Consider the following 25,970-nt stretch of genomic DNA (forward strand, 5'->3'; position numbering starts at 1 on the left):
TCCCGACGTTGCTTATGCGGACCGCGCGGCCCGTTAGTTCAGCGCCAGCACCACCACCGATTTCGGCGGCAGCGTCACGCTCAGTTTGTCGCCCTTGCGCTTGGCTCCTTTGAAGTCGGCCAGCTGCACGGCATTGGGTTTGTCGAATGTGTTGTAGTCGTTGACTTTGGCCGACGTCAGCACCCGGCCGCTCACCGTTTTCCAGCTCTGCCCGGGCAGGCCGGCTTCCAGCGTCAGCGGTTTATTGGGGTCCAGGTTCACCAAAGACAGGTGCATGGTGCCGGTTTTGTCCTTGGAGGCCGAGGCGTTCAGGGCCGGAATTTTCTCGGTGCCGCGCACGTAGTCGGGGCTCTGGAACTGCAGGGGCAGGTACTCCGCGTCCTGGTGCACCTGGTAGAGGTCGAAAACGTGGTAGGTGGGCGTCAGCAGCATCTTTTCCTTGTCAGTCAGCACCAGGGCCTGCAGCACGTTCACGGCCTGGGCCAGGTTGGCCCCGCGCACCCGGTCGCAGTGGTTGTTGAAGATGTTCAGGGTGCTGGCGGCCACCAGGGCGTCGCGCAGGGTGTTTTGCTGGTACAGAAAGCCCGGGTTGGTGCCCGGCTCCACGTCGGTCCACACGCCCCACTCGTCCACCAGCAGGGCCACCTTCTTGTCGGGGTCGTACTTGTCCATGATGGCCGCGTGCCGGGTCACCACCTGGTCCATTTTCAGCCCGTTGCGCAGGGTGTTGAAGTACTGCTGCTCGTCGAACTGCGTGGCCGAGCCCTTGGAGCCCGTCCAGCTGCCCGTCGGCAGGGTGTACTGGTGCAGCGTCAGGCCCCACATCATGTTCAGCGGAATCTGCTTCATGCACGTCTCGGTCCAGTGCGCGTCGTCGCCGTTGGCCCCGCTCACGATGCGCTTGAGCTTGGTGCCGGGGTAGTCGTGGGCGAAGGTGGCGTAGCGCTTGTACACGTCGGTGTAGTACTCGGCCGTCATGTTGCCGCCGCAGCCCCAGCTTTCGTTGCCGATGCCCCACCAACTGACTTTGTAGGGCTCCGGGTGGCCGTATTGGCGGCGCTGCAGCACCAGCGGGGTGTCGTGGCTGGCGTTGAGGTACTCCATCCAGCCGGCCATTTCCTCCACCGTGCCGCTGCCCACGTTGGCCGCCAGGTAGGGCTCGGTGCCGAGCAGCTGGCACAGCTCCAGAAACTCGTGCGTGCCGAAGCTATTGTCCTCCACCACGTCGCCCCACCACAGGTTCAGCATCTTGGGGCGCTGGGCCGTGGGGCCCACCCCATCGCGCCAGTGGTAGGTATCAGCGAAGCAGCCGCCGGGCCAGCGCAGGTTGGGTACCTTGATTTTCTGGAGGGCCTGCACCACGTCCATGCGGATGCGGCCCTGCTTGGGCACGTTCAGCTTCTCGTCGACCCAGAAGCCGTCGTAGATGCAGCGGCCCAGGTGCTCGGCGAAATGGCCCTGGATGTGCTTGCTGATGATGAGCTTGGGGTTGCCGGGCTGCACGGTGAGCTGCACCGGCTGCTGGGCCTGGGCGGCGGTGGCGGTTAGGAGTAGGCCGAGGGCGAGGTGGCGGAAGCGCATGAGGAAGAAGCAGTCCGGGCTTGGATTAGTTTAGCCCGCAGAGGACGCGGAAGGTTGCGCAGACGACGCAGAGGCTGGTCTGGCGGGGTCGTTCAACGATAGTGGTACTACGACTTTGGAGTCGTAGTACCACTTGCGGGGTTTATTCGATGAGCAGCTTGCTGGTGGCCTGGCCGCCCTGGGCATCGAGCAGCTGCACGGCGTAGAGGCCGGCGGCCAGCTTGAGCTGCAGCGGCACGGTGGCCTGGCCGCGCAGCGCCTGCTCGTGCACCACCCGGCCCAGGCGGTCGGTGATGCGCAGGTGGGTCATCTGCTCGGTGCCCGTAAGGGTGAAGCGGCCGTCGGCGGCGGGGTTCGGGAACAGGCGCACTGCGGCCGCGGCGGCGCTGGTTCGGGTGCCCAGCACGGTGGTGCGCACGTAGTTCTGCAGCCACACGAAGGCCGAGCGTTCGGTGTTATCGGTCATGCCCAGGTAGGCGCCCTGGGTGCTGCGCCAGTGGCCCGGGCGGTAGCCCCAGAGCGTGACGCCGCGCACGGCCGGGTGCTCCCACAGCGAGGGGAAGATGCGCTGGAACTCCGCCAGCTGAATGGCGTCGTCGAGCTGGCCGCTGCTGTTCACCCCGTCGATGTCCAGCTCCGTGATGTACAGGGGCTTACCGGCCGAGGCCAGCGTGGTCAGGTTGGCCGCCAGCGTGGCGGCCGGGATGCCGCGCGTCTCGAAAGCATGGCCCTGAATCCCGACGCCGTCGACCAGGTTGCGGGCCACCAGCAGGTTCACCAGGTTGAGGTAGCGCTGGGCGTTGGTGTTGTTGGTGATGACGCCGTAGTCGTTGATGAGCAGCTGGGCGTTGGGGAAGTACTGGCGCGCCAGCTGGAAGGAGGTGATGACCCAGTCCCAGCCCGTAGCGCCGGCCCCGCCGAGGGCGTTGTAGTAATTGCCGGCCCCGCTGCCGGGCGTGTTCGGACCGTTGTTGCCCGTCGAGCCGTTCAGGGGCAAATCGTTCAGGGCCTCGTTCACCACCTCAATCTGGTCGATGTTGGGGTAGCGCTGGGCCACGGCCTGAAACCACTCCCGGATTTCGGCCAGCTGGTCGGCGTCCGAAAGGTTTTCAATCCAGATGGGCTGCTGCGCCCCCCAGATGAGCGTGTGCATCTTGAAGGGGAAGCCGTTGCGCCGGGCCAGGTTGTAGGACGAGTCCAGCTCGGCCCAGTTCATCTGGTTGCGGGTGCCCTCCACCGAGCCCCACTTGCCCGCGTTTTCGGGCGTCACCTGGTTGAAGTACTTGTTGAAGAACACTTTCTGCGGCGTGCTCCACACCCCGCCCAGAAACTTCGGCTTGCCCTGGGCCATGGGCGGCCCGGCGGGCACGAAGGTCACCGGCGGCGTGGCCGTGCCCTGCTGGTTGTTGTCGAGCTGGTCGGTGGTGAAGAATAGGCCGGTCTGCCCGAACACCAGCTTGTCGATGTCGAGCCCGTCTTCGCGCGCCCCGAGCTGGAAGGTCTGCGTCAGCGCCCCGGCCGAAACGGTAAAGCTGATGGGCGCTTCCCCGCCGTTGAACCTCGACAGGTTCAGCCACTTCCACACGCCCGAGCCAGCCCCGCCGGCGCCTTCCACGGCCACGTTGCCGCTGCCGCTGGGGTAGCCCACCGCGTTCAGGTTGTTGACGGTAATCCAGTTGGAGTCATCCGCCGGCAGCTTCTGGCCGAAGCCGTTGGCGTAGTAAAAGCTGTCGTCGTTGGCCCCGGCCGAGCCCACCCGCACCCGGGCGTACAAGTCGTAGGAGCCGGCGCCCGGAAACGTCACCGAGTAGGTGATGACGCGGGCCGCCGTGCCGGGGTTCTGGGCGTTGATGGTGGCCGTGGGCGTGACGGTGACGTACTGCACGCCGCTGGCAGTCTGGCTCAGCCAGTCGGCGCCGGCGGTGCCGCCTTCGGCTTGCTGGAGTACCGGCGCGTTCTGCGCCTGCGCGGTGGTGGCCCCCAGGCTCAGTAGCCCGAGCGCGGCCAGGAATAGCGTAGTTTTTGAGTTCATATTGGTGTTGGGAATGCGGGCCGTAATCAGCGGCCCCGGTGGTTGGTAGTCGGAAAGAATGTTGCGCCGGGCGGCGCGGGCGTCAGGTTCCCGCAGAGGTCCGCAGAAGAGACGCGGAGGTGCGCAGAGGCCGTTCTACTTCACGCTCAGCTGGGCCGTGACGGGCGCGGCCAAACCCAGCTGCTGGCTGCGGGCCGAGGGCAGGGCGCCGCCCACGGCAATGGTCAGCGGGCCGCCGGGCGCCACGGCCTGGCCCTGGGCGTTGATGCGGGCCAGCTGCTCGGGCGTGAGAGTAAACTTCACGGTTTGCTTGGCGCCGGGGGCCAGCTTCACGCGCTGGAAGCCTTTCAGGGAGTACAGCGGCGTCTGCTGGCCTTTCTGGGCGGCGTGGGTGAGGTAGAGCTGCACCACTTCCTCGCCGGCCATCTTGCCGGTGTTCGTCACGGTGGCTTCCACTTCCACGGGCTTGCCCTTGGCCGCTTTCTTGGGCAGCTTCAGCCCGGAGTACTCAAACTTGGCGTAGCTCAGCCCGTAGCCGAAGGGGTACATCGGCTCGGCCGTCATGTAGCGGTAGGTGCGGCCCTGCATGCCGTAGCTTTCGTAGGCGGGCAGCTGGTCCAGGCTCTTGGGGAAGGTAATCGGCAGCTTGCCCGAGGGCGAGGCCTGCCCGAACACCAGGTCGGCCACGGCGTTGCCGCCTTCCTCGCCGGGGTACCAGGCCAGCAGCACCGCGTCCGACAGCTCGTGCACCTCCTGCAGGTTCATGGGCGAGCCGCCGGTGACGATGGTGATGATGGGCTTCTTGTTGTCCTTGCGCAGGCGGCGCAAGAACTCCAGCTGGTTGGCCGGCAGGTTGTAGTCGAGCCGGTCGCCGAAGCTGGGCGAGGCAATGGACTCGCCCTCCTCCCCTTCCAGCAGCCCGTTGATGCCCAGCACCACGAAGGTCGCATCGGCATTGCGGGCCGTGCCGGTCACCCAGTCCACCCCGTTCTGGTTGGGCCGGTCGAGCATCGCGCCCGGGCGGTACTGAATCTGGCTGCCGGCTTGCACGCCCTTGGTCAGGCCCTCCAGCATGGTGCTCATGTCGGGGTTGACGCCGTAGTAGTTGCCCAGCAGGGCTTCGAGGTTGGCCGCGTTCGGGCCGGTCACGAAGTACATGGGCAGGTCGTTGCGCAGGGGCAGCACGCCGTTGTTTTTGAGCAGCACGATGGACTTCTGGGCCGCCTCCCGCGCCAGGGCCCGGTGCGCCGGGCTGTTCACCACCGAGGCCGGAATGTTCTCGTAGGGCGAGGAGTCCTTGGGGTCGAACAAACCCAGGCGGAAGCGGGTGCGCAGCAGCACGGCCAGGGAGCTGTCGATTTGGGTTTCGGTAACCAGGCCCTGCTTCACCGCCTCGGGCAGGTAGGGGTATACGCTGCCGCAGTTCAGGTTCACGCCCCGCTTCAGGGCGAGGGCGGCGGCTTCGGCGGGCGTTTTCACCACCTTGTGGCCCTGGTAGAAGTCCACCAGCGCCCAGCAGTCCGACACGACATGGCCGCGGAATTTCCACTCCTTGCGCAGCACGTCCTGCAGCAGGTACTGGTTGCCGCAGCACGGCTCGCCGTTGGTAGCGTTGTAGGCGCACATCACGGCTTCCACCTTGCCCTCCTGCACCAGCGTCTGGAAGGCCGGCAGGTAGGTTTCGCGCAAATCCTGGGGCGAAGCCAGGGCGTTGAACTCGTGGCGCAGCTTCTCGGGGCCGCTGTGCACGGCGAAGTGCTTGGCGCAGGCCGCTACTTTCAGCCGCGTGGGGTCGGGCCCCTGCAGGCCGCGCACGAAGGCCAGGCCGATGCGCGAGGTCAGGAAAGGGTCTTCGCCGTAAGTTTCCTGCCCGCGGCCCCAGCGCGGGTCGCGGAAGATGTTCACGTTGGGCGTCCAGAAGGTCAGCCCGCCGTACTGCCGGCGGTAGTCCTTGGCCACGGCCGCGTTGTACATGGCCCGCGCCTCGTCCGACACGGCCGTCGACACGCGCAGGGCCAGGTCCTCGTCGAAGCTGGCGCCCAGGCCGATGGCCTGCGGAAACACCGTAGCCGCGCCGGCCCGGCCCACGCCGTGCAGGGCCTCGTTCCACCAGTTGTAGGCCGGCACGTTCAGCCGCTCGATGGCCTTGCTGTTGTACATCATCTGGTCGGCCTTTTCTTCCAAGGTCAGCTTGCTGATGTAGTCGTTCACCCGCACGCTCAGCGGCTGGGCAGGGTCGAGGTAGAGCGGGGCCACCTGGGCCGGGGCCTGGGCACGCGCGGCCAGCGGTAAGGCTAGCAGGGCGGCGCGCAGCAAATTCCGGTGGTTCATAGGAGGGCAGATTGGTATGCGGAGCGTGTAGAACCGCGCTACCGCGCGGGCGTCGTTGAACCGAAGGTCAGCGGGGCTAACATCAACGGGAGGACCTATACTGCTTCAGGAAAAAGGCCATAAGTCAGCTGCAGCGGGCAGCGCGGCGGCAAGGCCGGCAGCCCCGCCAACCGGGCCAAAACCCGGTTGGCGCGAACTGCCGGCAGCCAGCGCGGGCCACCAAAGGCCCGGCTTTGCCGCGGTCCACCGGAGGTAGGGTGCCCGCCGCGGAAGCAGCCGAAACCCGTCGTTTCGGCCGCCGCGACGCCACATTCCCCTGTTCCCAGCGCCCACAAAGCGCCGGTGCGCGTAGCCGGCAGCAGGTTCCCACGCCCACTGTCAGCCCGGGCAGCCCCGGTTCCGGGGGCCGCTAACCGACCCGCAGCGGGCCGGCTTCCTGTCGGCGCCTCAGCGGCGCCGGTAAGTCAGATTACTTGTCGGTGCGGAAGGGCGAGGCCGGCAGGCCTTCCCGGTTGTAGAGGTTGGCGCCCTGGGGGTTGTCGGCCCAGGCGTAGCGCACGGCTACGGGGTTGGATACCTGCTCGTTCCACACCACCACCTTGTCGCCCTCGATGCGGGCCTGGGCCCAGACGAACTGCTGGTCGGGGCCGGCAATGGCGAACTGCTTCAGCTCCCCGCCGCCCTTGGCCACCAGCCCGCCGCCCACGCCTGCGAAGCTGAGCGTGACTCTGTTGCCGCTGATTTTCAGGTCCTGGTAGAGCGGCCCGGAAGCCACCAGGTTTTTCTCGCCGTAGGCCTCACGCTGGGCCTGCAGGGCCAGGCGGTGGCCCACGGAAGCCTTGTCGAGCGGGTGAATGTCGTTCCACTCGCCCAGGTCGATGGCTACGGCCATGCCGGTGTGCGGCACGGCGGCCAGAGTGCGGCGCTGCTGGTCGCGCAGCTCGGCCCAGCTGCTTTCGGTGGGCTGCTCCTTCACGGCCATAAAGTTGGCCAGCTGCACGTACAGGAAGGGCAGTTGAGGCTGCTGCCAGGCCCGGCGCCAGTCCCCGATCAGGCTGGACATCAGCGGCAGGTATTCCTTGGGGGCCTTGGTGTTCGACTCGCCCTGGTACCAGATGACGCCCTTCACGGCGTAGGGCGCCAGCGGGGCCGTCATGCCGTTGTAGAGCACGCCGGGCTGCCACTGCCAGAAGGTCGGGCCGGCCAGCGGCTCCATCTTCGCGCCCAGGCGCATCAGCCACTGGCCGCGCAGGTCCACTTTTTGGCCGGCGGCCTGCAGCTCGTAGGTTTTGTCGGGCGTGAAGCCGCCGCGGCCCGCGCTGTTAATCACGCGCACCACCAGCACGTTCTTGCCCGGCTTGAGCACCGTGGTCGGCAGATCGTACTTGCGCGGCGGGTACTGGTACGAGGTCGTGCCCACGAACTGCCCGTTCAGGTACACCGAGTCGGCATCGACGATGGTACCCAGCTCCAGCCGGGCGGGCTGGCCCACCATAGCCGCCGGCACTTCGATTTCCCGGCGCAGCCACACCACGCCGTTCACGGGGCCCAGGCCCTGGTTGGCCCAGTAGCCGGGCACGGTGAAGGGCTGCCAGCTGCTCACGTCGAGGCCGGGAGTGTACCAGGGCGTCTGGCCCTTGGCGGAACCCTGGTCCTGCTGGCGCACCTGCCGGTACCAGGCCACGTCGCGGGCGCGCTCCTGCTGGCGGATGCCCTCCACGTACAGGCTGTCCTTGATTTGCCGGGCGCGCTGCTCGTAGGGCGGGAAGGCTTTCAGCGCGTCGGCGCTCAGCCAGGCCTCGGCCGGGGAGCCGCCCACGGCGGCCCGGATCAGGCCGATGGGCACTTTGTACTTGGCGTGCAGCTCCTTGGCGAAGAAGTAGCCCACGGCCGTAAACTGCAGCACCGATTTAGGGTCGGCAGCGGTCCAGCGCCCACTCGGCAAGTCGGCGGCCGGGCCGCGGTTGCTGTAGCGGGTCGGCGCGTCGAACTGCCGGATCTGCGAATTGGTAGCCTGGGCCACCACCTCGGGGTACTTGTCGCGCACCCGCGCCATGGGCAGCTCCATGTTCGACTGGCCCGAGCACAGCCACACGTCGCCGACGAGGATATCTTTGAGGTCCAGCTGGTTGCTGGCCTTGATGGTCATCGTAAAGGGGCCGCCCGGCTTCAGCGCGGGCAGCTGCACCTGCCACTTGCCGTCTTGGCCGGCGGTGGCGCGGTAGGTTTTGCCCTGGAAGCTCAGCGTTACGGCTTCGCCCTTGTCGGCCCAGCCCCACACCGGCACCGTCGTACCGCGTTGCAGCACCATCCCGTCGCTGATGAGGCGGGGCAGGCGCACGGCGGCGTAAACCGGGGCGGTGGTAGTAAGGGCGGCGGCGCAGAAAACCAGACGAAACGAGTTGAGCATGGGCGGTTGGGAATTGGAGCGGTGGTAGCGCGGCGGGTAGCCGTTTGTCCGAGTGAGCCGGCCGGGGGCCGCCTTGCGGACGGATGGCAGTAGAGAACTGGCGCCGGCACGATTTGCCGGTCGGCGCGGGAGCGGTGGCACCGGCCTGGTTCGGGCTGAGCGCCGGTTATGCTGGCCTGCTAGCCCGGTGCCAACGAGCGGTTGGCACCGGGAGCGGGCAGGTGGCGGTAAGACGAGTGGCTGCTCAGCACGAGCAGCCACTCGCTTTTCACTCGCCTATTGGTAATTGGGGTTCTGGTAAGTTGCTTTCACGTCGGCCGACACGTCCATGCGGTCGAGCTGGACCTGCGGAATGGGGCGCAGGTAGTGGTAGGGCTGGATGGTGCGCGTCACCGTGACGGGGGTATGGTCGCCGTAGTTGTTGCCGCCGATGCTGTAGGTACCGGCCAGCTCGTTCCACTTCTGGGTACGCACCAGGTCAAACCAGCGGTAGCCTTCGCCGAAGTATTCCCGCGAGCGTTCGGCCAGGATGTAGTTGATGGTGATGGTGGCCGGGGTGGCCGCTACCATCGCGGCGCTGTTGTCCTGGTTCTTGACGACGTTGCCGTTGTTGTCGAAGCGCCACTTGCCGGCGCGGGCCCGAATCACGTTGATCAGCTCGCGGGCACTCTTGCCGGAGCGGGGCGTGGCGCCCTTCACGGCGGCCTCGGCCGCTACAAAGTACAGCTCCGAGAACTTGGCGATGTTGAACGGCCGGGTGCTGCCGGCGTTGGGCTGGCCCAGGCCGGTGCCGTTATCGGTGCGGTAAGGACCCAACTTCCACAGGCCCGGGTACACGATGCGGCTGATGCCGCGCGGCCCAATCACGTAGTCGGCCCGGCCGGGCAGCGTGCCGGCCCCGACACCGCTGGCCCCGGCCCCGGAGGGGTAGGTAATGGGCGTCCCGGTGGGCTCGGCATCCAGGAACGTCAGCACTGCTTCACCCGGTCTGACGGGCAGGCCGTTGGCGTTGTTCAGAGTAGCCGCCGTCACGCCCGCTTTCGGCCAGTTGCCGCGGTACACCGTGGTGAAGGTGCCGTCGTAGCGCGAGTCGTTGGTTTTGTCGGCGAAGGTGTTTTCGATGGCGCCGATGGTCGGGGCCATGCGCACCCAGGGGCGGCCCAGCGGCTGCACGGCTTCGCGCTGCACCGAGGATACCCCGCTGCTGCGGATGGCGGTGTAGTTCCAGGTCAGCATCCAGCCGGCAAAGTTGTCGGGGGCGCCGCCGCTGCCGAAGGTCAGGCTACCGCCGTTGTACTGCTCGCTGGCCTCGGTGTGGTCGGCGTACAGCAGCAGCTCCAGGTTCCGGTCGTTGGTGGCCACGTTCACGTCGTAGTACGTGGGCTGCAGGCGGAACGGCCCCGGGTTGTCGATGCCGTCGGCGGCTACGTCGTAGGCCTTCTGGTAGTACCACTGCGCGTTGTGCCCGTCCGGGTCGACGCGCTGGGCGGCCGGGTAGGTCGGGATGTTGTTCGGGTTTTCCAGCCACCAGCCGTAGGTCAGGTAGGCTTTGGCCAGGTGCAGGCGGGCCAGCGTTTTGGTCACGCCGCCGGTTACCCGCGGATTGGCCGGCAGGTCGTTGACGGCCTGCAGCAGATCCGGGAAAATGGCTTTGGTGTAGACTTCGGGCACCGTGTTGCGGGTCGAGGTCCGCACCGGGTTGGTGTTGAACTGCAGCTCGCCCGAGCCCAGGTCCAGCGGCACTCCGCCGAAGGTCTGCACCAGCAGGAAGTAGTCGAAGGCGCGGAAGAAGCGGGCTTCGGCAATCAGGGCCGGCGAAATGGTACCCACCGCGGTGGCATTCTTGATGATGCCGTTGGCCGTGTTGATGTTGGGAAACGCCGTGGTCCACAGCGCATCGGCGCGGCTGTTGTTGGCCGTCAGCAGGGCCCGGCCGGAGTAATCCATGGCCAGGAAGTTTTCGTCGGCGCTCTGCCCGTAGGTTACTTCATCCGTGCCGGTGAGGGTGGTGTTGTAGTAGTAAGCGTTGCCGTAGATGTAGCGCAGGTGGGCGTACAAGGACGTCAGGCCCCCGCTTACGCCCCGCTCCGTCTGGAAGTAGTTCGGGTCGTAGGTGGCGCGGGGCTGTTCGTCCAGCAGTTTATTGCAGCCGGGCGCAGCCATTGAAATAACGGCCGCCCCGATTAGAAAAGTTAAGTTGAAGCGTTTCATGACTGGCGGTGCTTAGAAGGTGACGTTGAGCCCGGCGAGGAAGGTGCGGGTGGCCGGGGCGTTGGTGCCGATGGTGAGCAGGCGACGCGGCACGCCCGACGTCACGGCCACGTTCTGGTCGGCGTACGAATTGGTTTCCGGGTCCATGCCCGACTCTTTCTTGTAGGGCGAGAAGAACACGAAGGGGTTCTGCGCCGTCACGTACAGGCGCAAGCGGCTCACCCCGTTGTTCTTCAGCCAGTCGACCTGGTCGAAGTTGTAGCCCAGCGAGATGGTGCGAATCTTCAGGTAGGACGCGTCGAAGTAGCCGAGCGTGGAGGCGTACTTGAGGTTGTCGCCGCTGCGGATGCTGGCCGGGTTGGGGTACTTGGCGTCGGTGTTGTCGGGCGTCCAGTAGTCCACTTTCACGTTGCCGCGCCGGCCGTTCATCAGGTTCAGGTAGCCCGAGGCCCCGTAGAGGGTGCTGTTGAGCAGGCCGCCGCTCTGGAAGGCGCCCACCGCGGTCAGGTCGAAGCCCTTGTAGGCCAGCCGGGTGTTGAAGCCGCCCAGGAACTTGGGGTTGATGTCCAGGATCTGCCGGTCCTGAGCCCCAATGGCGCGGACGGGGGTGCCGTCCGGGTTGAAGCCGCCGGTGTATTTCACCTTGATCATGCCCAAGGTGTTGGTGCCGGGCTCCAGGATGTTGCGGTACGGGTCGTCCTGCTGCCACAGGCCGATTTTCTCGTAGTCGAAAATCACGTTGATGGGCTTGCCCACAAACCACCAGTTGCCTTCGTCGCGGGTTTGCTCGCCGGCCAGGGACGTAATCTTGTTGCGGTTGGTGTAGAAGTTGACGCCCGCTTCCCAGGTAAAGCCGCCCACGTTGTCCAGGATGAGCCCGTTCAACGACAGCTCAACGCCCTTGTTCTGGGTCGAGCCGATGTTTTTGGTGAAGCCATCCGCCCCGGAGGTGGAGGGCAGCGGCAGCGGCAGCAGCACGTCCTCGGTGTTGGTCACGTAGTACTCCACCGTGCCCGACAGGCGGTTTTTCAGCAGGGCGAAATCCACCCCGTAGTTCCAGGTCTTGGAGAATTCCCAGCCCAGCTCGGGGTTGGGCAGCTGGCTCACGTACAGGCCCGTCTGGAAGTCGGTCGGCCCGAAGTTGTAGGGGCGGGGCGACAACGAGCCCAGGGTGGAGTACGGACCAATAGCCTGGTTGGACGTCTGGCCGTAGCCGGCGCGCAGCTTGAGCATGTTGACGGCCGCCACGTTCTGCATGAACCCTTCGCGGGCCACGTTCCAGCCCACCGACACGGCCGGGTAGGTGTTCCACTTGTGGCCCGGGGCCAGCACCGACGAGGCATCCGAGCGCACCGTGGCCGACAGCAGGTACCGGTCGTCGTAGGAGTACATCACCCGGCCCATGTACGAGAGCAGGCCGAACTTGCGGTACTGCTGGTTGTTGGGGTCGATGGTGACGGCGCCGGCGGCCAGGCCCAGGTTGTAGTACTGCAGGGCGTCGGAGGGAATGTCCCGGGCCGCCACCTGCGACTGGTTGAAGATGTTGCTGGAAGCCGAGTACAGGCCCACCGCACTGATGTTGTGCTTCCCGCCGAAGGTGCGGTCGTACATCAGCAGGTTTTCCACCGTCCAGTCGGTCGTCACCTGGTTGAGGATGGCGGCCGACGACACGGTTGCCGGGTCCAGCGCGTTGATGCCCCGGCCGGTGTACGAGCCGTTCTGGCTCTGGCGGTAGTTCACGCCCAGGTTGAGGCGGTACTTCAGGCCCTCAATGCCCGGAATCTGCAGCTCCCCGAAGAGGGTGTTGTAGCTGGCCAGGGCTTTGGTTTCGTTCAGCCAGTTGTCCTTGTTGGCCTCAATTATGTCACGGGTGTACACCCACTGGTCGTCCGCGGCCATCTTGATGATGCGCTTGATCGAGCCGTCGGCGTTGTAGGGATTGGCGATGGGCGAGGAGTTCAGCGTGGGGTACAGCCCGATGTTGGAGCCTTCCGTGCGGCTGTAGCTGTTGTTGACGGTGAAGCCCAGGCGCACGTACTTGCCCACGCCCTGGTCGAGCGAGCCGCGCACGGTGTAGCGGGTGTACTTCTGGGTGGGCACCACCCCGTCTTCCTGGTAGTAGCCCGCGTTGAAGTTGTAGCGGCCCTTATCCGTGCCGCCGTTGATGCCCACGTTATGGTTCATCTGCCGGCCCTTCTTGTAGAGCAGGTCCTGCCAGTCGGTATCCACGTCGTCGGCCTCATCCACCCCGTTGGTGGGGTACAGGTTGGCCGCCTTGCGCAGGGCCACAAACTCGGGCCCGTTCATCATCGGGGTTTTCGCAAACACCGTCTTCACGCCCACGAACCCGTCGTAGGATACCTGCGGCTTCTGCCCTGCCTTGCCCTGCTTGGTCGTCACCAGAATAACCCCGTTGGCGCCGCGCGAGCCGTAGATGGCCGTGGCCGAGGCGTCCTTCAGGATGTCGACCGACTGAATGTCGTTGGGGTTGATGTCGCCGATGGAACCCGGGAACGGAATGCCGTCGAGTACCACCAGCGGGTCGTTGGTGGCCCCCAGGGAGCGGGTGCCGCGGATGCGGATTTGCATGCCCGCGCCCGGCTGCGAGGACGCCTGCTGGAACTGCACGCCCGGCAGGCGGCCCTGCAGGGCCTGCGAGATGTTGGCCGCCGGCACTTCGCGGATGGCATTGCCGCTGATGGAAGCCACCGAGCCCGTTACGGCTTCGGCCCGCTGGGTGCCGTAGCCAATTACCACTACTTCGTTGATGTTCTGCACATCTTCGAGCAGCTTCACGTCCACTGCGCTGCGGCCGCCCACCTCAATGCGCTGGGAGGCGTAGCCCACGAAGGAGTAAGTGAGCGTTGCCCCGGCGGGTACGTTCGTCAGGTTGTACACGCCTTCGGCGTTGGTGGTAGTGCCCTGCGTGGTACCGGTCACCACCACGCTCACGCCCGGTAGGCCGCCGCCGTCGGCGCCGGTCACGCGCCCCGATACGGATTGATTGGCTTGGGCCAGGGCGCTCAGCGGCGCCCCGACAAAGGATAGCGGCAGCGCCGCGGCCGTTAGCAGCGGCCAGCTGAGCTGCAGGACCGTTCTGCGTAGAGGTGTTGACATGGGAGAGTGGGAATTGTTGGAAAGGTAGGTTCTTGCCAGGGGGCTTCCAGTGGAAGACTAGAAGCCGATAGAGTTGCCGCCGTCGACGGGCAGCGAGGCGCCGGTGATGTAGCCGGCCGCGTCGGAGGCCAGGAACACGGCGGCGCGGCCGATGTGCTCGGGCTGCCCGAAGGTGCCCATGGGGGTGCGGCGCAGCGCGCGGCTCTTGCGGTCGGGGTCGGCGTTCATGGCCGTGCGGCTCATCGCCGTTTCGATAAAGCCCGGCGCGAGGGCGTTGACGCGCACGCCTTGGGCCGAAAACTCGGAGGCCAGCACCTTCACCATGCCCTCCACCGCCGATTTGGAGGCCGCGTAGGCCACTACCCTATCGATGCCGTAGTAGGCCGCCATCGACGAAATCATCAGGATGACGCCGTGGCGGCGCTGCACCATGCCCCGGGCCACGGCGCGGGTGAGGGCGAAGACGGCGTTGAGGTTGGTGTGGATGATGCGCGAAAATTCCTCGTCCGACACCTCCAGGGCGGGCTTCTTGAGGTTGATGCCGGCGTTGTTCACCAGCACGTCGAGCGGGCCGTAGGTGGCTTCGATGTGCTCCACCAGCCCGTCGAGGGAAGGCAGGTCGCAGATGTCGTTGACCAGGTATTCCACCCGCTCCCCCAGGGCTTCTTTGGCCTCGCGCAGCACTTCTTCGCGGCGGCCGGTGATGATGACGGTGGCGCCGGCCTGGGCCATGCAGCGCGCTATTTCCAGCCCGATGCCGCTGCCGCCGCCGGTTACCAGCGCCAGCCGGCCTTCCAGCGAAAACGCCTGCTGGTGCGCCGCCTGCCCGCTGGTGTGCGGGTCGGACTGACCTTCGGGGCGGAGGAGTTCGACGATATTTTCCATGCGTAAGCGGTAATTAGAAGGGTTGAGTCGGTGGAAAAGCGGCCCTAGCGCAGCTGGTAGAGGTCCACCAGCCGTTTCACGTCGGCCAGGGTGCGCTGCGGGGGCGCGAAGGGCGCCGGAATGGGCCGGCGGCTGTAGGTCTGGAAGTAGAGCACGCAGGCGTCGCGCCACCAGAGGGCTTCCTTGTGCTGGGTGAGCAGGCGGGCGGCCACGTCGGCGTGCAGCACCGGGTCGACCTGCGGCTGTACCGCGGCCCACTGCCGCTGCAGCCACAGCACCGAGTCGGCGCCGGTGTAGTAGCGCTGGCACAGCTCGTCCCAGAGCGTGCGGCCGGTGCTCAGCCGCTGCTGCCAGGGCACGTGGTGAAACCAGAGCAGGTAATCGGGTGCAATCGTTTGCGCATTGCCCCACATTTTTTGCACCTCGGGCTTGTACAGGGCCAGCGCGTTGGAACCCCGGGCGGTGCGGTCGAAGCCCAGGCCCACGGAGTCGGCGCGGTGGTAGTAGATGGAAGTCCAATCGGGGCGGGCGCTGCGCTCCAGCCAGGGCTGCGGGCCGTAGTGGATGCTCTCGCCCATGATGTGGTGCAGGCCCAGCGGCGTGGTGTAGCGCACATAGATGCTGCGCGTCTGCTGCATCAAACCGGCCACGGTCTGCACCGCCTGCGGCTCGGTGGTGAGCGTCTGCCGCGTCCATTCTTCGGCAATAGCCTTGGAAGTCAGCGCGTAGTCCCAGGCCAGGCGGCCGTAGGCGTACCAGTTGGCCTGCCCGATCAGGTGCCCGGTCCAGTTGCGGTCCGAGCCGATGTTGGCCACGCCCGCCATGCCGCTGACGCTGTGCTTATCCACCGAGCCGTCGATAACCCGGGCCACCGTCGAGCCCTGGCCCTTGGCGTAAGTATCCGCATCCAGCACCTCCTTGATGAGCGGGGCCAGGTACACGGCGTGGGTGGCAAAGCCCAGGTACTCCTGCGTGAGCTGCACTTCCAGCACCAGCGGGGTGCGCGGCATGGCCCCGAACAGCGGGTGAAACGGCTCCCGGGCCTGGAAGTCAATCGGCCCGTTTTTCACCTGCACCAGCACTTTCGGCGCGAACTTGCCGTCGAGGGGCAGGAATTCTTCCGAGGCGGCCTTGAACCGGTCCCCTTTCGGGTCGGCTTTGTACACGAAGGCCCGCCACATCACCAGCCCGTCGTGGTTGCCGAGGGCGGCGGCCAGCATGTTGGCCCCGTCGGCGTGGGTGCGGCCGTAGTCCTGCGGGCCCGGCTCCCCCTCCGAGTTGGCCTTCACCAGAAAGCCGCCGAAGTCGGGAATGGCCTTGTACACCTCGTCGGTTTTGCTGGTCCACCACTGCTTTACCCGGGGGTCGAGCGGGTCGGAGGTGGGCAGGCCGCCGATGACTTTGGGGGCAGCCCAGAACACCGAGAGGTACACCCGGATGCCGTAGGGGCGCAGCACGCCGGCCAGGGCGGCCACTTTCTGCAGGTACTCGGCCGTGAGGTAGCGGGCCGAGGCGTTGACGTTGTTGATGACCGTGCCGTTGATGCCGATGGAGGCGTTGGCGCGGGCATAGTCGCGGTAGCGCGGGTCGATGGTTTCGGGCAGCTCGTACCACTTCCAGATCGAGGAGCCCGCGTAGCCGCGCTCCACCGTGCCGTTGGGGTTGTCCCAGTGGTTGAGTAGCCGGTGCTGAATCTTCGGCGCGCTGCTGATATTCAGGTTGTTGAGCGTCCGCCGCGTCGTCAGCTGCCGCAGCAGGGCGAAGGCGCCGTAGAGCACCGCCACGTCGCGGCGGCCGCTGATGATGAGGTTCTGCTTATCGGAGTAGATGCGGTAGCCATCAGGGCCCAGTCCGGCCTTATCGGCCGCGGCGGCATCCACCTGCAGGATGATGCCGCCCTTCTTGCCCTTGGCGTCGCTGAGCATCGGCACCGACTGGCCCAGCAGGCCCTGCAGGCCGGTTTGCAGCTCCTCGGCGGCCACTTTCAGCGTCGCCGACTGCCCGCTTACGGCCACGAACTGCGCGGCTTTCTGGTAGTCTTTGCGCTGGGCGGCGTCCGCAATCAGGTTGTACTTCAGCCACAGCCGGTAGCCGTCATCAGCCCGGCCCGGGAGGGCGGCGCCGAGGAGCAGGCAGAGCAATAGCAAAGAGGTACGAAGGGCCATGACGTGGGAATGCAGAGGAATTCGGGGCGAAAACCGGCCCGGCGAGGCCAGCGGGGTGCCGGCCGGGCGGCAGGCGGATGGGGTAGGCGGGGCGGGCCTAGACCAGCAGGCGGGCGGCCGCGTGGGCCGCTGGAATATGCGCAGGGGCCGAATCGGCCGGGGTAGCGTCGTCGGTTTCCAGGCTGCGGCGGATGCCCAGCTCCAGGCCGCGCAGCTCGGCCAGCCCGCGCAGGCGGCCGATGGCGGAGTAGCCGGGATAGGTCTTCTTGTTCAGGTCGTCGAGCATCTGGTGGCCGTGGTCGGGGCGCATGGGCAGCTGCAGGGCGCGGCCTTGCTCCTGCCGCACCAGCTCCCGCACCACCGCGTACATGTCCACGTCGCCGGTGAGGTGGTCGGCCTCGTGGAAGTTGCGCGGGTTTTCTTCGCGCTTGGTGGCCCGCAGGTGCACGAAGTGGATGCGGTGGGCCAGGCGGCGTACCAGGCCCGGCAGGTCGTTGTCGGGGCGCACGCCCAACGAGCCGGTGCAGTAGGTAATGCCGTTGGCGGGGTGGTCGTAGGCGGCCAGCAGCGCCGTCAGGTCGTCCTCGGTGCTCACCACCCGCGGCAAGCCCAGCAGCGGGTAGGGCGGGTCGTCGGGGTGAATGCAGAGGTTCACGCCCGCTTCGGCGGCCACCGGCCCCACCTGCTGGATGAAGTAGTGCAGGTTGTCGCGCAGCCGGGCCGCGTCGATGTGGGCGTACCCGTCGAGCAATTGCTGGAAGCCCGCCAGCTCAAAGGCCTCCTCCGAGCCGGGCAAACCCAGCAGCACGGTATTGGTCAGCTCGGTGCGCTCCGTTTCGCTCATTGCGTCGAACTGGGCGCGGGCGGCTTCAACGACGTCCGCCTCGTAATCGGCCGCGGCGCCGGGGCGGCGCAGGATGCACAGGTCGAACACGGCAAAGTCCTGCCACACGAAGCGCAGGGCCCGCGAACCGTCGGGCATCTGGTAGCTCAGGTTGGTGCGCGACCAGTCGAGCACCGGCATGAAGTTGTAGCAGACGGTGCGCAGGCCGCAGGCGGCCAGGTTGCGCAGGGAGGTCTTGTAGTTCTCGATGTACTGCCCCCGCTCGGGCAGGCCCCTCTTGATGGCCTCGTGCACCGGCAGGCTTTCCACCACCAGCCAATTCAGGGGTGAGTACTCACTATTGCCGGCTTCGATGAGCTGCTGCCGGGCCTGAATGTCGGCCACCGACCACACCTCCCCGACGGGAATCTGGTGCAGGGCCGAGACGACGCCAACGCAGCCGGCCTGGCGAATATCGAAAAGGGAAACCGGGTCGGACGGACCGAACCAGCGCATGGTGGGAAGCATACGCGCGCCAAAGGAAAAATACAATTAATCAGTAACCTACCGATGGTGTGTCCACAACCTATGTGGGAATGTTGCGGGGGTAAGTGATTACTGACTTATGGCCGAAGATAGGTCAGCGCCGAGCGGAAAAGCCACCGAAAAAAATGCCTTGGAAGCTTGTTTTCGAAATAAAAATACCGAAACCGTTTTCACAAACGTTTTCGATAGGTATCTTTCCCCATTGGATGAAAATATTTTTTTCCCTAGGATTATCTTCATCCAATAAAGGGCTACCTATCGGCTCTGCTGTCCCGCTTTCCCACCGGATTTTCGAAAAATCCCATTCCCATTTTTGCCATGATGAAGTGCAGCAAGTGCCACTCCCCCGACGGAGTGCAGCGCGCTGGATTTATCCGCGGCCGCCAGCGGTTCTTCTGCAAGATCTGCGACTACCACTTCGTCGACCAGAAAACGCTGCGGACCCCGGAGCGCCGCCGGCACCAGCCCACCATCAGCGACGTAGCCCGGGAGCTGGGCGTGGCCCCCTCCACCGTGTCGCGGGCCCTCAACGGCCACTCCGACATCAATACGAACACGCGCGAGGCCATCCTGGAAGTAGCCCGCCGGCTTGATTACCAGCCTAACCTGCTGGCCCAGAGCCTGAAAAGCAGCGCCACGCACACCATCGGCGTGGTCATTCCGGACATCGAGCGGCCGTTCTTCGCTACCTGCGTGAGCGGCATTCAGCAAGTGGCCGCCGAGGCTGGCTACCGGGTGATGATCTGCCAGTCGAAGGAGTCGTACGAGATGGAAGTCAGCAACGTGCAGGCCCTGATGGCTTCGCGCGTCGACGGGCTGCTCATCTGCCATTCCCGCGACACGCAGAACTTCGACCACGTGAAGCAGCACGCCCACAAGGGCACGCCCATCGTGCACTTCGACCGCGTGTGCAACGAGGTAAACAGCGCCCAGGTAGTTATCGACGACTGGGGCGGGGCCTACGCCATTACCGAGCACCTGATTCAGGAGGGCTGCCGCCGCATTGCCATCCTGGCCGGGCCCGAGCCCCTGCTCATCAGCCGGCAGCGCATCAGCGGCTACCAGAACGCCCTGAAGCGCTACCGCCTGCCGGTGCGGCCTGAGTACGAGGTGCACAGCAACTTCCAGCCCGAATCGGCGGTGGCGGCGCTGGATGGCTGGCTGGCGCTGCCCGAGCCGCCCGACGCTATTTTCGCCATCAACTACACCAACGCCTTCGACCTGCTGGTGGCCCTGAAGGAGCGCCAAGTGCGCGTGCCCGAGGAAATAGCCGTAGTGGGCTTCGGCGATGAGTTTATGGCGGCCATGATCGAGCCGGGCCTGACCACCGTCAACCTGCACCCGCACCGAATCGGGCAGCAGGCGGCGCGGCTGTTTCTCGACCAAGTGCGGCAGAAGGAGCATTTTCAGCCCCGCACCTTCGTCATCACCGGCGACCTGATCATCCGCAAATCCTCGCTCAAGGGCCAGGGCGGCGGCTTTCAGCTGGAAATCTAAAGACCAGCCCGGTTTAGCGTCGACCCGGCCCCTCAACGTCGCAGCTGCTTTGGGGGCCGGGCTGCTTTCGGCTGACACTTCCTCAGGCCAATAAAAATTCCGTCAGCTCGCCCTCATACGTCAGGGTGAGCTGGTGCATGGCGCGGGTGCAGGCCACGTAGAGCATGCTGCGGTCGACTTCCGTGTGGTAGTGGCGGGCCGTGACGAAGGGCACGATGACCTCGTCGAATTCCAGGCCCTTGGCCAGGTGCGCCGTGGTGACGATGACGCCTTCCTTGAAGGTGGTCGACTCTTCCGTGAGCAGGTGCACGCCCGGGGCCTGCAGGGCCTGGTGGAGCTGCGTGGCCTGCCGCAGGGTTTTGCAGATAATGCCCATCGAGTGGAGGCCGGAGCTGCGGAAGGCCGTAATCAGCTGCCCGATGGCCGCCAGCTCCTCGGCGGGGCCAGTGTAGCGCAGCACCGCGGGCGGCTGCCCGTGCCGCTCCATGGGGATGATGTCGGGGTTTGGGGTGATGCGCTGGGCAAAGGCCGTGATTTCGAGGGTGGAGCGGTAACTGCGGAATAGGCGGACCACGTCGGCCTGCGGAAACACCCGCTCGATGGTTTCGGCCGAGGACGCGCTGTAGGGGTTGACCGTCTGGCTCACGTCGCCCAGGATGGTCTTGCGGCAGCGGAACAGGCGCGACAGCACGGCGTACTGCACCGGGGTGTAATCCTGCATTTCGTCCACCAGCAGGTGCTTTACCTGGTCGTAGCCGGCGAGGCCTTCCAGGCGGATGCGCAGGTAAATCAGGGCAAAGACGTCGGCGTACTCCAGGGGCCGCTGCGGATCGAGCCGGAGCAGCTCGGGGCGGCCGAGCCAGCGGAAAAAGTCGCGGTAGAAGTCCAGCACGTTGCTGTAGCGGAACATGCGCGGAATGCCCTCCCCGATGGCGGCTTTTTCCCCGCCGGTGAGCTTGCGGTCGGCCTTGTCGCGCACGTAGGCCCGCACGTCGTTGGCCACCTGCCCGAAGCGCTTGAGCAGCGGCACGCGGTGGTAAGCCTTGAACTTCTGCTGGATAAACACGCCGGGCACCACCGTGCGGCCCACCCGCAAGTCGGCCACGCTGAAGTAGTTGTTCTCGATGTACAGCAGGTACTGGTTCAGCTGGCTCAGAAACTCAAACGAGGACTTGAAGCGGATACGCTCGATAAACGCCGCGTCGTGCCTTTCCAGCAGGGCCGATACCTGCTCGAAGAACGTCTGAAACTGGTAGCGGCCCTCCAGCAAGTCGGCGGCCAGCTCCTCCATGCCCATTTCGGGAATGTGCTCCTCCCCCAGCTCGGGCAGCACGTTCGAAATGTAGTCGGCAAAGACCTTGTTGGGCGAGATAATCAGGATATCCTTGGCCGCAATGGTGTCGCGGAAGCGGTAGAGCAGGAAGGCAATGCGGTGCAGGGCAATGGACGTCTTGCCCGAGCCGGCCACGCCCTGAATGACCATCACCGTGGCTTCCTCGTTGCGGATGACCGCGTTCTGGTCGCGCTGGATGGTGGCGACGATGTTCTTCATCTTATCGTCCGACGACCGGGCCAGCTCGCGCTGCAGCACGTCGTCGTGGATGTTCACGTCGCTGTCGAGCATGAACTCCAGGCGCCCGTCCCGGATTTTGTACTGCCGCTTCAGCTCGATGCGGCCCGGCACGGTGCCGGAGGGCGTGGCGTAGGCGGCCTCGCCCAGCTCGAAGTCGTAGAACAGGGAGGAAATCGGGGCGCGCCAGTCGTAAATCAGGTTCTGGCGCTGCCGCTCGTCGGAAAACGAGTGCACCCCGATGTACACCGGCGCGGCCGCGGCCCCGGCCGGCGCAAAATCGACGCGCCCGAAGTACGGCGACTGGCCCAGCTTGAGCAGCCGGCGCCGGCGGGCCACGGCGGCGTCGCCGGTGAAGGCCATGCGGTTGATGGACTGGTCGGCGGCCACCAGGTCGGCCTCGTCCATGCCCGACTGGTGCTCGTGGATGTACTGCTTTTTCTGGCGCAGCTCGTCGGAAAACTGCCGCACGGCGTCGTCCACGCGCTTGATGGCCAGGGTCAGCTGTTCCTTGATTTCCTCAAGGTATTCGCGTTCTTCTTGTTCGGTGGCGTTTATCACGGGCTGCGCAGGAAAGGAAGCCGCAAAGGTGCCACCAAAATCCCAGCCGCCGAACGTCGGGGCCGCCGCGACGCCGCGGCGCGCGGTGCCGGCAGCCCCCGGCGCGGCTTATTTCCACCAGGCGCGCTGCTCCTCGGCCCGGGCCTTGCGGGTGGCCTCGTTGTCGTCGCCGATGAGGGCCAGCTGGTAGGTTTGCCAGCCGTTGGCGCGGTACGGCTCCGCAATCTGAAACTCGGTGTCGCTGAAGCGCAGCGGGCCGGCGTCGGGGATGAAAAAGTCGCCCCAGTTGCACTTCTTCGACTGGCCGGTGGCGTAGCTGGTCCAGGTGCCGCGGCACTCGTTGTTGCTGAAGCCGTCGGCGTGCATTTCCAGCAGGTTGTACTGCGGGCGCTGCTGGGCGTCGAGGTAGAAATAGGTGGTGAGCGTGCCGCGGATGGTGCCGCTGCCGGGCTGGCTGCGGGCCTCGGCCAGCTCTACCCGGCACGTCAGCTCGCCCTCCCGAAACTGCGGGTACTCGGCGTTGGGCGCTTTGTAGAGCCGGGCCTTGAGCACGGTGATGGTGCCGGTGAAAGCGCAGACGTTGTTTTTCACCCGCGTTTTGCCCGCCACCCGGTACACGTACGGGTTGGCCGGGTCTTTCTTGATGCTGGTGTAGTGCAGGTAGAAGCGCTGGTAGTTCGGCCCGATAAAGCCAATGGGGTCGGGAAAAACGGCGGGCTTGCCCATCTGCGCATCGGGATGGGTGCGGCGGGTGGCCAGCCACAGCGAAGCCAGGTTCTGGCTTTTGAGGGCGGCGTAATAGTCCACGCCCGGCGGCGGGTTCTGCGCCCGGCTGGTAAGGGTCAGCAAAACCAGCAGCAATACCCGGGCCGGGGCATTGGAAAGCAAGCGAATCGTCATAAGCAACCGTTCGGGGAAGGCCACCGCGTTATTTCCGCGCCAGCCCTTGACTGGTCAGCTTGAGCTGGGCCATGTCCAGGTTGTAGTCGCGGCGAAACATGCCGGCAATGCGCTGGCGGTAGGCCGGCAGCGTGCCGGCTTTGATGGCGCCTTCCCAGCCAAACTGCAGAATAACGGCCTGCAGCTTCAGCTCCTCGCCCAGCTTGGCCGCGCCGCCGGGCGAGGCAAAGGCCGCGCTGCCGCCTGCCGTGGAGGCCACCTGCGTGCGCAGGCCCCGGGCCATGGCCGGCGTAATGGCCTTGCCGTCCTGCACGTTGTGCACGATGGCGTAGCCGACAAGCATGTAGAGCGTCATGGCGTCGACGGCGTCGTTTTCGCGCAGGCCGGTGCCGGTCAGCATGCCGCGGTACACCTGCCCGTAATCCACCTTGCCAGGCCCGAAGGTGTCCAGCGTGACTTGCGCCGTGGTCGGGTCGCTGGGCCGCAGCTGGTCGGCGTAGGCCTTGACGGTCTGCTGCTTGAGCGCGGGCGTGGGCGTGTAGGGCCGGCTGATTGCTGCGTTTTTTTTGGTCGTGGCCGCCGTGCTACTGCCCTTGCTGTCGGTCGGAATGGAGAGCGTGTTGGTCAAGGAGCCCATGTTGAACACGCCCTGCGCGCGGGCCAGGGGCACGGTCAGCAGCAGCGCAGCCGCCACCAAGCCCGGCCGTAGCCAATCAGCCAGCCGCCGTACGGCATTGAAGCTCAGAAAAGTAGCCATGCGTGGATTACGCAGGTGGAAAAACATACCCTTAGGCCTTCACGAAGCCCTGAGCCGTTAGCTTGAACTGGCTCATGTCCATGCCGTACTGGTTGCGGAACAGGTTGGCAATGCCCCGCTGGTAGGCCGGGAGCTTGCCTTCCTTGACGGCCGACTGCCAACCGCCCTGGATGATGACGGTCTGCAGCTTCATCTCCTCGCCGAGCTGGGCGGCCTGACTGCGAGCCTGGGGGTTGCCGGTCAGCAGCGGGGCCAGCTGGGCCCGCACGCTGCGTACCATGGCCGGCGTCACGGCCTTGCCGTCCTGCACATTGTGCACAATCATCCAGCCCATAATCATGTAGCAGGCCAGCGCGTCGGCCGCGTCGTTGTCGCGCAGGCCGCTGTCCTCCACGATGCCGCGGTACACCTGCCCGTAGTCGTATTTGCCGGGCCCGAAGGTGGCCGCCAGCGCCTGCGAGGCGGCCGGGTTGCTGGCTTTCAGGCGGTTGACCTGGTTTTGCACGGTTTGCTGGCGCAGAGCCGGCGTGGGCGTGTAGGCCAGGCTGGTGCTGGCGGCCGAGCGGCTGGTCGTGGTAGCGGTGCCGCGGCGCGTAGCCGTGCTGCTGCGGCCGACGCCGGGGTTGCCGTTGCGCTCCATCGCGTCGCGCATCACGGCCTTGTTGATGGCGCCGTTGGTAATAACCGAGATGTTGCTGTTGTACGTCTCCATAATCAGGTCGGGCGACATCTGGGCGCGCACAACCGGAGCCGTAAGCAGGAGCGAGCCGCCGAGCAGCAGCAAGGCAAAAATCCGGGGACGATTCATGGCGGAGAAGGTTAGGTGAGCGGAGTAACCCCGCGCCACCGCGCCGGGGCCCGGCCCAAACGGCCCGCCCCCGGGCCCGGCAGCCCGGTCCAGCTTCACCGAATCGGGCCGCCGCTCCTCGCCCGATGTGCATCGACCTCAGTGCTGCCGCCGCGGCCCGGCAAAGCCGCCAACGTCTTCGGGCTAACGGCTTTTTGCAGCCCGGCGTTGCGCGCCGGGGCGGGGCGGCGCCCGTTGGCCCACTCGCATGCCCCGCTGCCCCAGCCGCCGCCTGGCCGGCTCCGGTACGGCGCAGCTTATCCTGCCGCCCGGCCCTGCGTATAGCCAGCAATTCACCGCGCTGTCTTATGGCTGATTCGTCCGCACTGCCCGCCGGCCTGGCGGCCCCCGTTCCCATCTACGTCACGCCCTACTACAGCTCGGAAGGCCCCGAAATCAACGTGGGGCCGCTGAGTGCGGCGCTGCAGCACGCCACCGCCGACACCATCCTGCCCATTGCCGAGGGGCTACGCCCGGCCCTGGCCTACCAGCCGGCCACCACGCTGTTCGTGCTGGCCCTGCGCCTGTTCGACCTGGGCCAGCGCGACGAAGGGTTGTACTGGTTTTACCAGGCTCAGTACCGCGCCCGCCTGCTCCACCGCCTGCTCGATCCGGCCCAGGTGGGGCAGATGTTCGACCCGGCTTTCGAGCTGAACAGTGCCCACGGCGCCTTCATGGAGCTGGCCGGGCCCTACTTCAATGGCTACGCCGGCTGCTCGCAGCCGCGGTGGCTGGGCACCATCGAGCGGGTGCGCCAGGACAACCCCTCCCCGCCCGACTTCGCGCTGATTTACCCCGGCCGGCCCCTGCTGCCCGCCGAGCAGTGGCCGGCCCTGAACCAGGAAGTCAACGACGGGCTGGGGCAGCTGGCCGAGATGCTGCGCGCCGGCTGGGACGACATGCAGGCCCAGCGCCGCGCCAACGGTACGCACCAGCAGTTCTGCGCCGACTAAGGCGCTTCGGCGCCGCAGGCAGGCCAGCCTGGTCGGACCCGCGCCGGCCCGGTGCTGGCTTTGTGCAGCGGGGCAACATTCTGCTCCTCAAGCACCTGCTTTGTCACCCGTAGCCTTACGGGCGCAGGCCCGCGTTAGTCATCGTCGGCGGAGCGGCTGAGCTGGTAGAAGCTGAGGCGCAGCGTCGCCAGGCGGGTGGTATCGGGCTGGTCGGCGACGCGGGGAATGCGGCGTTTAGGGCGGCTGCTGGGGTAATCGGGGTACACTACCGACGGCTGCGGCACGCGGGCCCGCAGCAGGTAGGCGCGCACGTACGCCACCGAGTCGCTGACTTTGGCCAGGGCCACGGGTTGAAATGGATAGTCCATCAGGTAGGCGTTGCGCTCATACGTCGTGCCGGTGCGCCGCCGGCGCCGCTGCTCGGTCAGAATCAGGCGGGCAGTGGCCGTGGAGAACAGCTGACGCGGCTGACCCTGGGCATCCTCGGCCAATGAGTCGGCCGGGGCCAGCCGCAGAGGGAAGTACCAGAAATAGCCGGTCTGGTCGAGTTCCTCGAACCCGGGGTGCAGGTGGCGAAACCGGAGCGTATCGAGGCCGGCGCGGCGCCGGGGGCCGACGCGGGCACGAAGCGCACCCGCAGCAGCCCCCGGCTCCGGTGCGCGGCGCCAAACTGAAACGTGCTGTCCCCAAACGCTTCGTAGGGTGCGTAGTAGCTTTCCACGGTGTCTTGGCGGTCGACGGGGCGGTAGCCGGCCGGCACAGCCTCCAGCAGCGGGGCGTTGGG

16 protein-coding genes are annotated in these 25,970 nt (G+C 66.2%); 2 read left to right on the forward strand and 14 right to left on the reverse strand.

Annotated elements, in window-relative coordinates; translation table 11 throughout:
• Positions 1-33: 33 nt before the first annotated feature.
• From EJV47_RS15485 to uxuA, 9 genes are all read right to left on the reverse strand, one after another.
• Positions 34-1,581 (reverse strand): alpha-N-arabinofuranosidase, encoded by a 1,548-nt coding sequence (locus EJV47_RS15485; protein ID WP_126694066.1) that lies wholly within the window; start codon positions 1,579-1,581, stop codon positions 34-36.
• A gap of 142 nt (positions 1,582-1,723) precedes the next feature.
• Positions 1,724-3,613 (reverse strand): endo-1,4-beta-xylanase, encoded by a 1,890-nt coding sequence (locus tag EJV47_RS15490; RefSeq protein WP_126694067.1) that lies wholly within the window; start codon positions 3,611-3,613, stop codon positions 1,724-1,726.
• Positions 3,614-3,748: 135 nt separating this feature from the next.
• On the reverse strand, positions 3,749-5,944 hold the full coding sequence (locus EJV47_RS15495; RefSeq protein WP_126694068.1) for a glycoside hydrolase family 3 N-terminal domain-containing protein: 2,196 nt from the start codon (positions 5,942-5,944) through the stop codon (positions 3,749-3,751).
• Between the two features lie 469 nt (positions 5,945-6,413).
• A complete protein-coding gene (locus EJV47_RS15500) occupies positions 6,414-8,354 on the reverse strand; it encodes a sialate O-acetylesterase (RefSeq protein WP_126694069.1) in 1,941 nt (646 codons plus the stop codon).
• Between the two features lie 276 nt (positions 8,355-8,630).
• Positions 8,631-10,565, reverse strand: a complete 1,935-nt coding sequence (locus EJV47_RS15505; protein WP_126694070.1) for a RagB/SusD family nutrient uptake outer membrane protein — start codon at positions 10,563-10,565, stop codon at positions 8,631-8,633.
• 12 nt (positions 10,566-10,577) lie between these two features.
• The gene (locus EJV47_RS15510) at positions 10,578-13,682 is read right to left on the reverse strand and encodes a SusC/RagA family TonB-linked outer membrane protein (protein WP_126694071.1); all 3,105 of its coding nucleotides are present in this window, start codon (positions 13,680-13,682) and stop codon (positions 10,578-10,580) included.
• A gap of 57 nt (positions 13,683-13,739) precedes the next feature.
• Positions 13,740-14,567 carry an SDR family NAD(P)-dependent oxidoreductase gene (locus EJV47_RS15515; RefSeq protein ID WP_126694072.1) on the reverse strand — a complete coding sequence of 276 codons (828 nt, stop codon included), beginning with the start codon at positions 14,565-14,567 and terminating at the stop codon, positions 13,740-13,742.
• 44 nt (positions 14,568-14,611) lie between these two features.
• Complete coding sequence (locus tag EJV47_RS15520; protein ID WP_126694073.1) at positions 14,612-16,732, reverse strand: alpha-glucuronidase family glycosyl hydrolase; 2,121 nt, start codon at positions 16,730-16,732, stop codon at positions 14,612-14,614.
• A 97-nt stretch (positions 16,733-16,829) separates the two neighbouring features.
• A complete protein-coding gene (gene uxuA, locus EJV47_RS15525; protein ID WP_243651180.1) occupies positions 16,830-18,083 on the reverse strand; it encodes a mannonate dehydratase in 1,254 nt (417 codons plus the stop codon).
• A gap of 336 nt (positions 18,084-18,419) precedes the next feature.
• Between uxuA and EJV47_RS15530 the strand changes: the two genes are divergently transcribed.
• Positions 18,420-19,598 carry a LacI family DNA-binding transcriptional regulator gene (locus EJV47_RS15530; protein WP_126694074.1) on the forward strand — a complete coding sequence of 393 codons (1,179 nt, stop codon included), beginning with the start codon at positions 18,420-18,422 and terminating at the stop codon, positions 19,596-19,598.
• A gap of 82 nt (positions 19,599-19,680) precedes the next feature.
• Here EJV47_RS15530 and EJV47_RS15535 read toward each other — a convergent pair whose 3' ends face one another.
• The 4 genes from EJV47_RS15535 to EJV47_RS15550 form a co-directional block, all read right to left on the reverse strand.
• On the reverse strand, positions 19,681-21,729 hold the full coding sequence (locus EJV47_RS15535; protein ID WP_126694075.1) for a HelD family protein: 2,049 nt from the start codon (positions 21,727-21,729) through the stop codon (positions 19,681-19,683).
• A 108-nt stretch (positions 21,730-21,837) separates the two neighbouring features.
• Positions 21,838-22,629 carry a hypothetical protein gene (locus tag EJV47_RS15540; RefSeq protein ID WP_126694076.1) on the reverse strand — a complete coding sequence of 264 codons (792 nt, stop codon included), beginning with the start codon at positions 22,627-22,629 and terminating at the stop codon, positions 21,838-21,840.
• A 28-nt stretch (positions 22,630-22,657) separates the two neighbouring features.
• Positions 22,658-23,386 carry a hypothetical protein gene (locus tag EJV47_RS15545; RefSeq protein ID WP_126694077.1) on the reverse strand — a complete coding sequence of 243 codons (729 nt, stop codon included), beginning with the start codon at positions 23,384-23,386 and terminating at the stop codon, positions 22,658-22,660.
• A 31-nt stretch (positions 23,387-23,417) separates the two neighbouring features.
• Positions 23,418-24,194: a DUF6683 family protein gene (locus EJV47_RS15550; protein WP_126694078.1), complete on the reverse strand. Its 777-nt coding sequence runs from the start codon at positions 24,192-24,194 to the stop codon at positions 23,418-23,420.
• Between the two features lie 347 nt (positions 24,195-24,541).
• Here EJV47_RS15550 and EJV47_RS15555 point away from each other — a divergent pair, with 347 nt between their 5' ends.
• Positions 24,542-25,186 carry a hypothetical protein gene (locus EJV47_RS15555; protein ID WP_126694079.1) on the forward strand — a complete coding sequence of 215 codons (645 nt, stop codon included), beginning with the start codon at positions 24,542-24,544 and terminating at the stop codon, positions 25,184-25,186.
• 134 nt (positions 25,187-25,320) lie between these two features.
• Here the strand turns inward: EJV47_RS15555 and EJV47_RS15560 are convergent, their stop codons facing one another.
• Positions 25,321-25,677, reverse strand: coding sequence for a hypothetical protein (locus EJV47_RS15560; RefSeq protein WP_126694080.1), 357 nt, complete (start codon positions 25,675-25,677; stop codon positions 25,321-25,323).
• Between the last annotated feature and the right edge of the window lie 293 nt (positions 25,678-25,970).

Origin of the sequence: Hymenobacter gummosus, assembly GCF_003970915.1 — a bacterium.
GTDB lineage: Bacteria > Bacteroidota > Bacteroidia > Cytophagales > Hymenobacteraceae > Solirubrum > Solirubrum gummosum.

Coding starts and splice junctions, on each gene's coding strand:
- EJV47_RS15515 (WP_126694072.1), bottom strand. CDS start 14,567: ATGGAAAATATCGTCGAACTCCTCCGCCCCGAAGGTCAGTCCGACCCG.
- EJV47_RS15530 (WP_126694074.1), top strand. CDS start 18,420: ATGATGAAGTGCAGCAAGTGCCACTCCCCCGACGGAGTGCAGCGCGCT.
- EJV47_RS15520 (WP_126694073.1), bottom strand. CDS start 16,732: ATGGCCCTTCGTACCTCTTTGCTATTGCTCTGCCTGCTCCTCGGCGCC.
- EJV47_RS15550 (WP_126694078.1), bottom strand. CDS start 24,194: ATGAATCGTCCCCGGATTTTTGCCTTGCTGCTGCTCGGCGGCTCGCTC.
- EJV47_RS15485 (WP_126694066.1), bottom strand. CDS start 1,581: ATGCGCTTCCGCCACCTCGCCCTCGGCCTACTCCTAACCGCCACCGCC.
- EJV47_RS15510 (WP_126694071.1), bottom strand. CDS start 13,682: ATGTCAACACCTCTACGCAGAACGGTCCTGCAGCTCAGCTGGCCGCTG.
- EJV47_RS15490 (WP_126694067.1), bottom strand. CDS start 3,613: ATGAACTCAAAAACTACGCTATTCCTGGCCGCGCTCGGGCTACTGAGC.
- EJV47_RS15555 (WP_126694079.1), top strand. CDS start 24,542: ATGGCTGATTCGTCCGCACTGCCCGCCGGCCTGGCGGCCCCCGTTCCC.
- EJV47_RS15495 (WP_126694068.1), bottom strand. CDS start 5,944: ATGAACCACCGGAATTTGCTGCGCGCCGCCCTGCTAGCCTTACCGCTG.
- EJV47_RS15545 (WP_126694077.1), bottom strand. CDS start 23,386: ATGGCTACTTTTCTGAGCTTCAATGCCGTACGGCGGCTGGCTGATTGG.
- EJV47_RS15540 (WP_126694076.1), bottom strand. CDS start 22,629: ATGACGATTCGCTTGCTTTCCAATGCCCCGGCCCGGGTATTGCTGCTG.
- EJV47_RS15505 (WP_126694070.1), bottom strand. CDS start 10,565: ATGAAACGCTTCAACTTAACTTTTCTAATCGGGGCGGCCGTTATTTCA.
- uxuA (WP_243651180.1), bottom strand. CDS start 18,083: ATGCTTCCCACCATGCGCTGGTTCGGTCCGTCCGACCCGGTTTCCCTT.
- EJV47_RS15500 (WP_126694069.1), bottom strand. CDS start 8,354: ATGCTCAACTCGTTTCGTCTGGTTTTCTGCGCCGCCGCCCTTACTACC.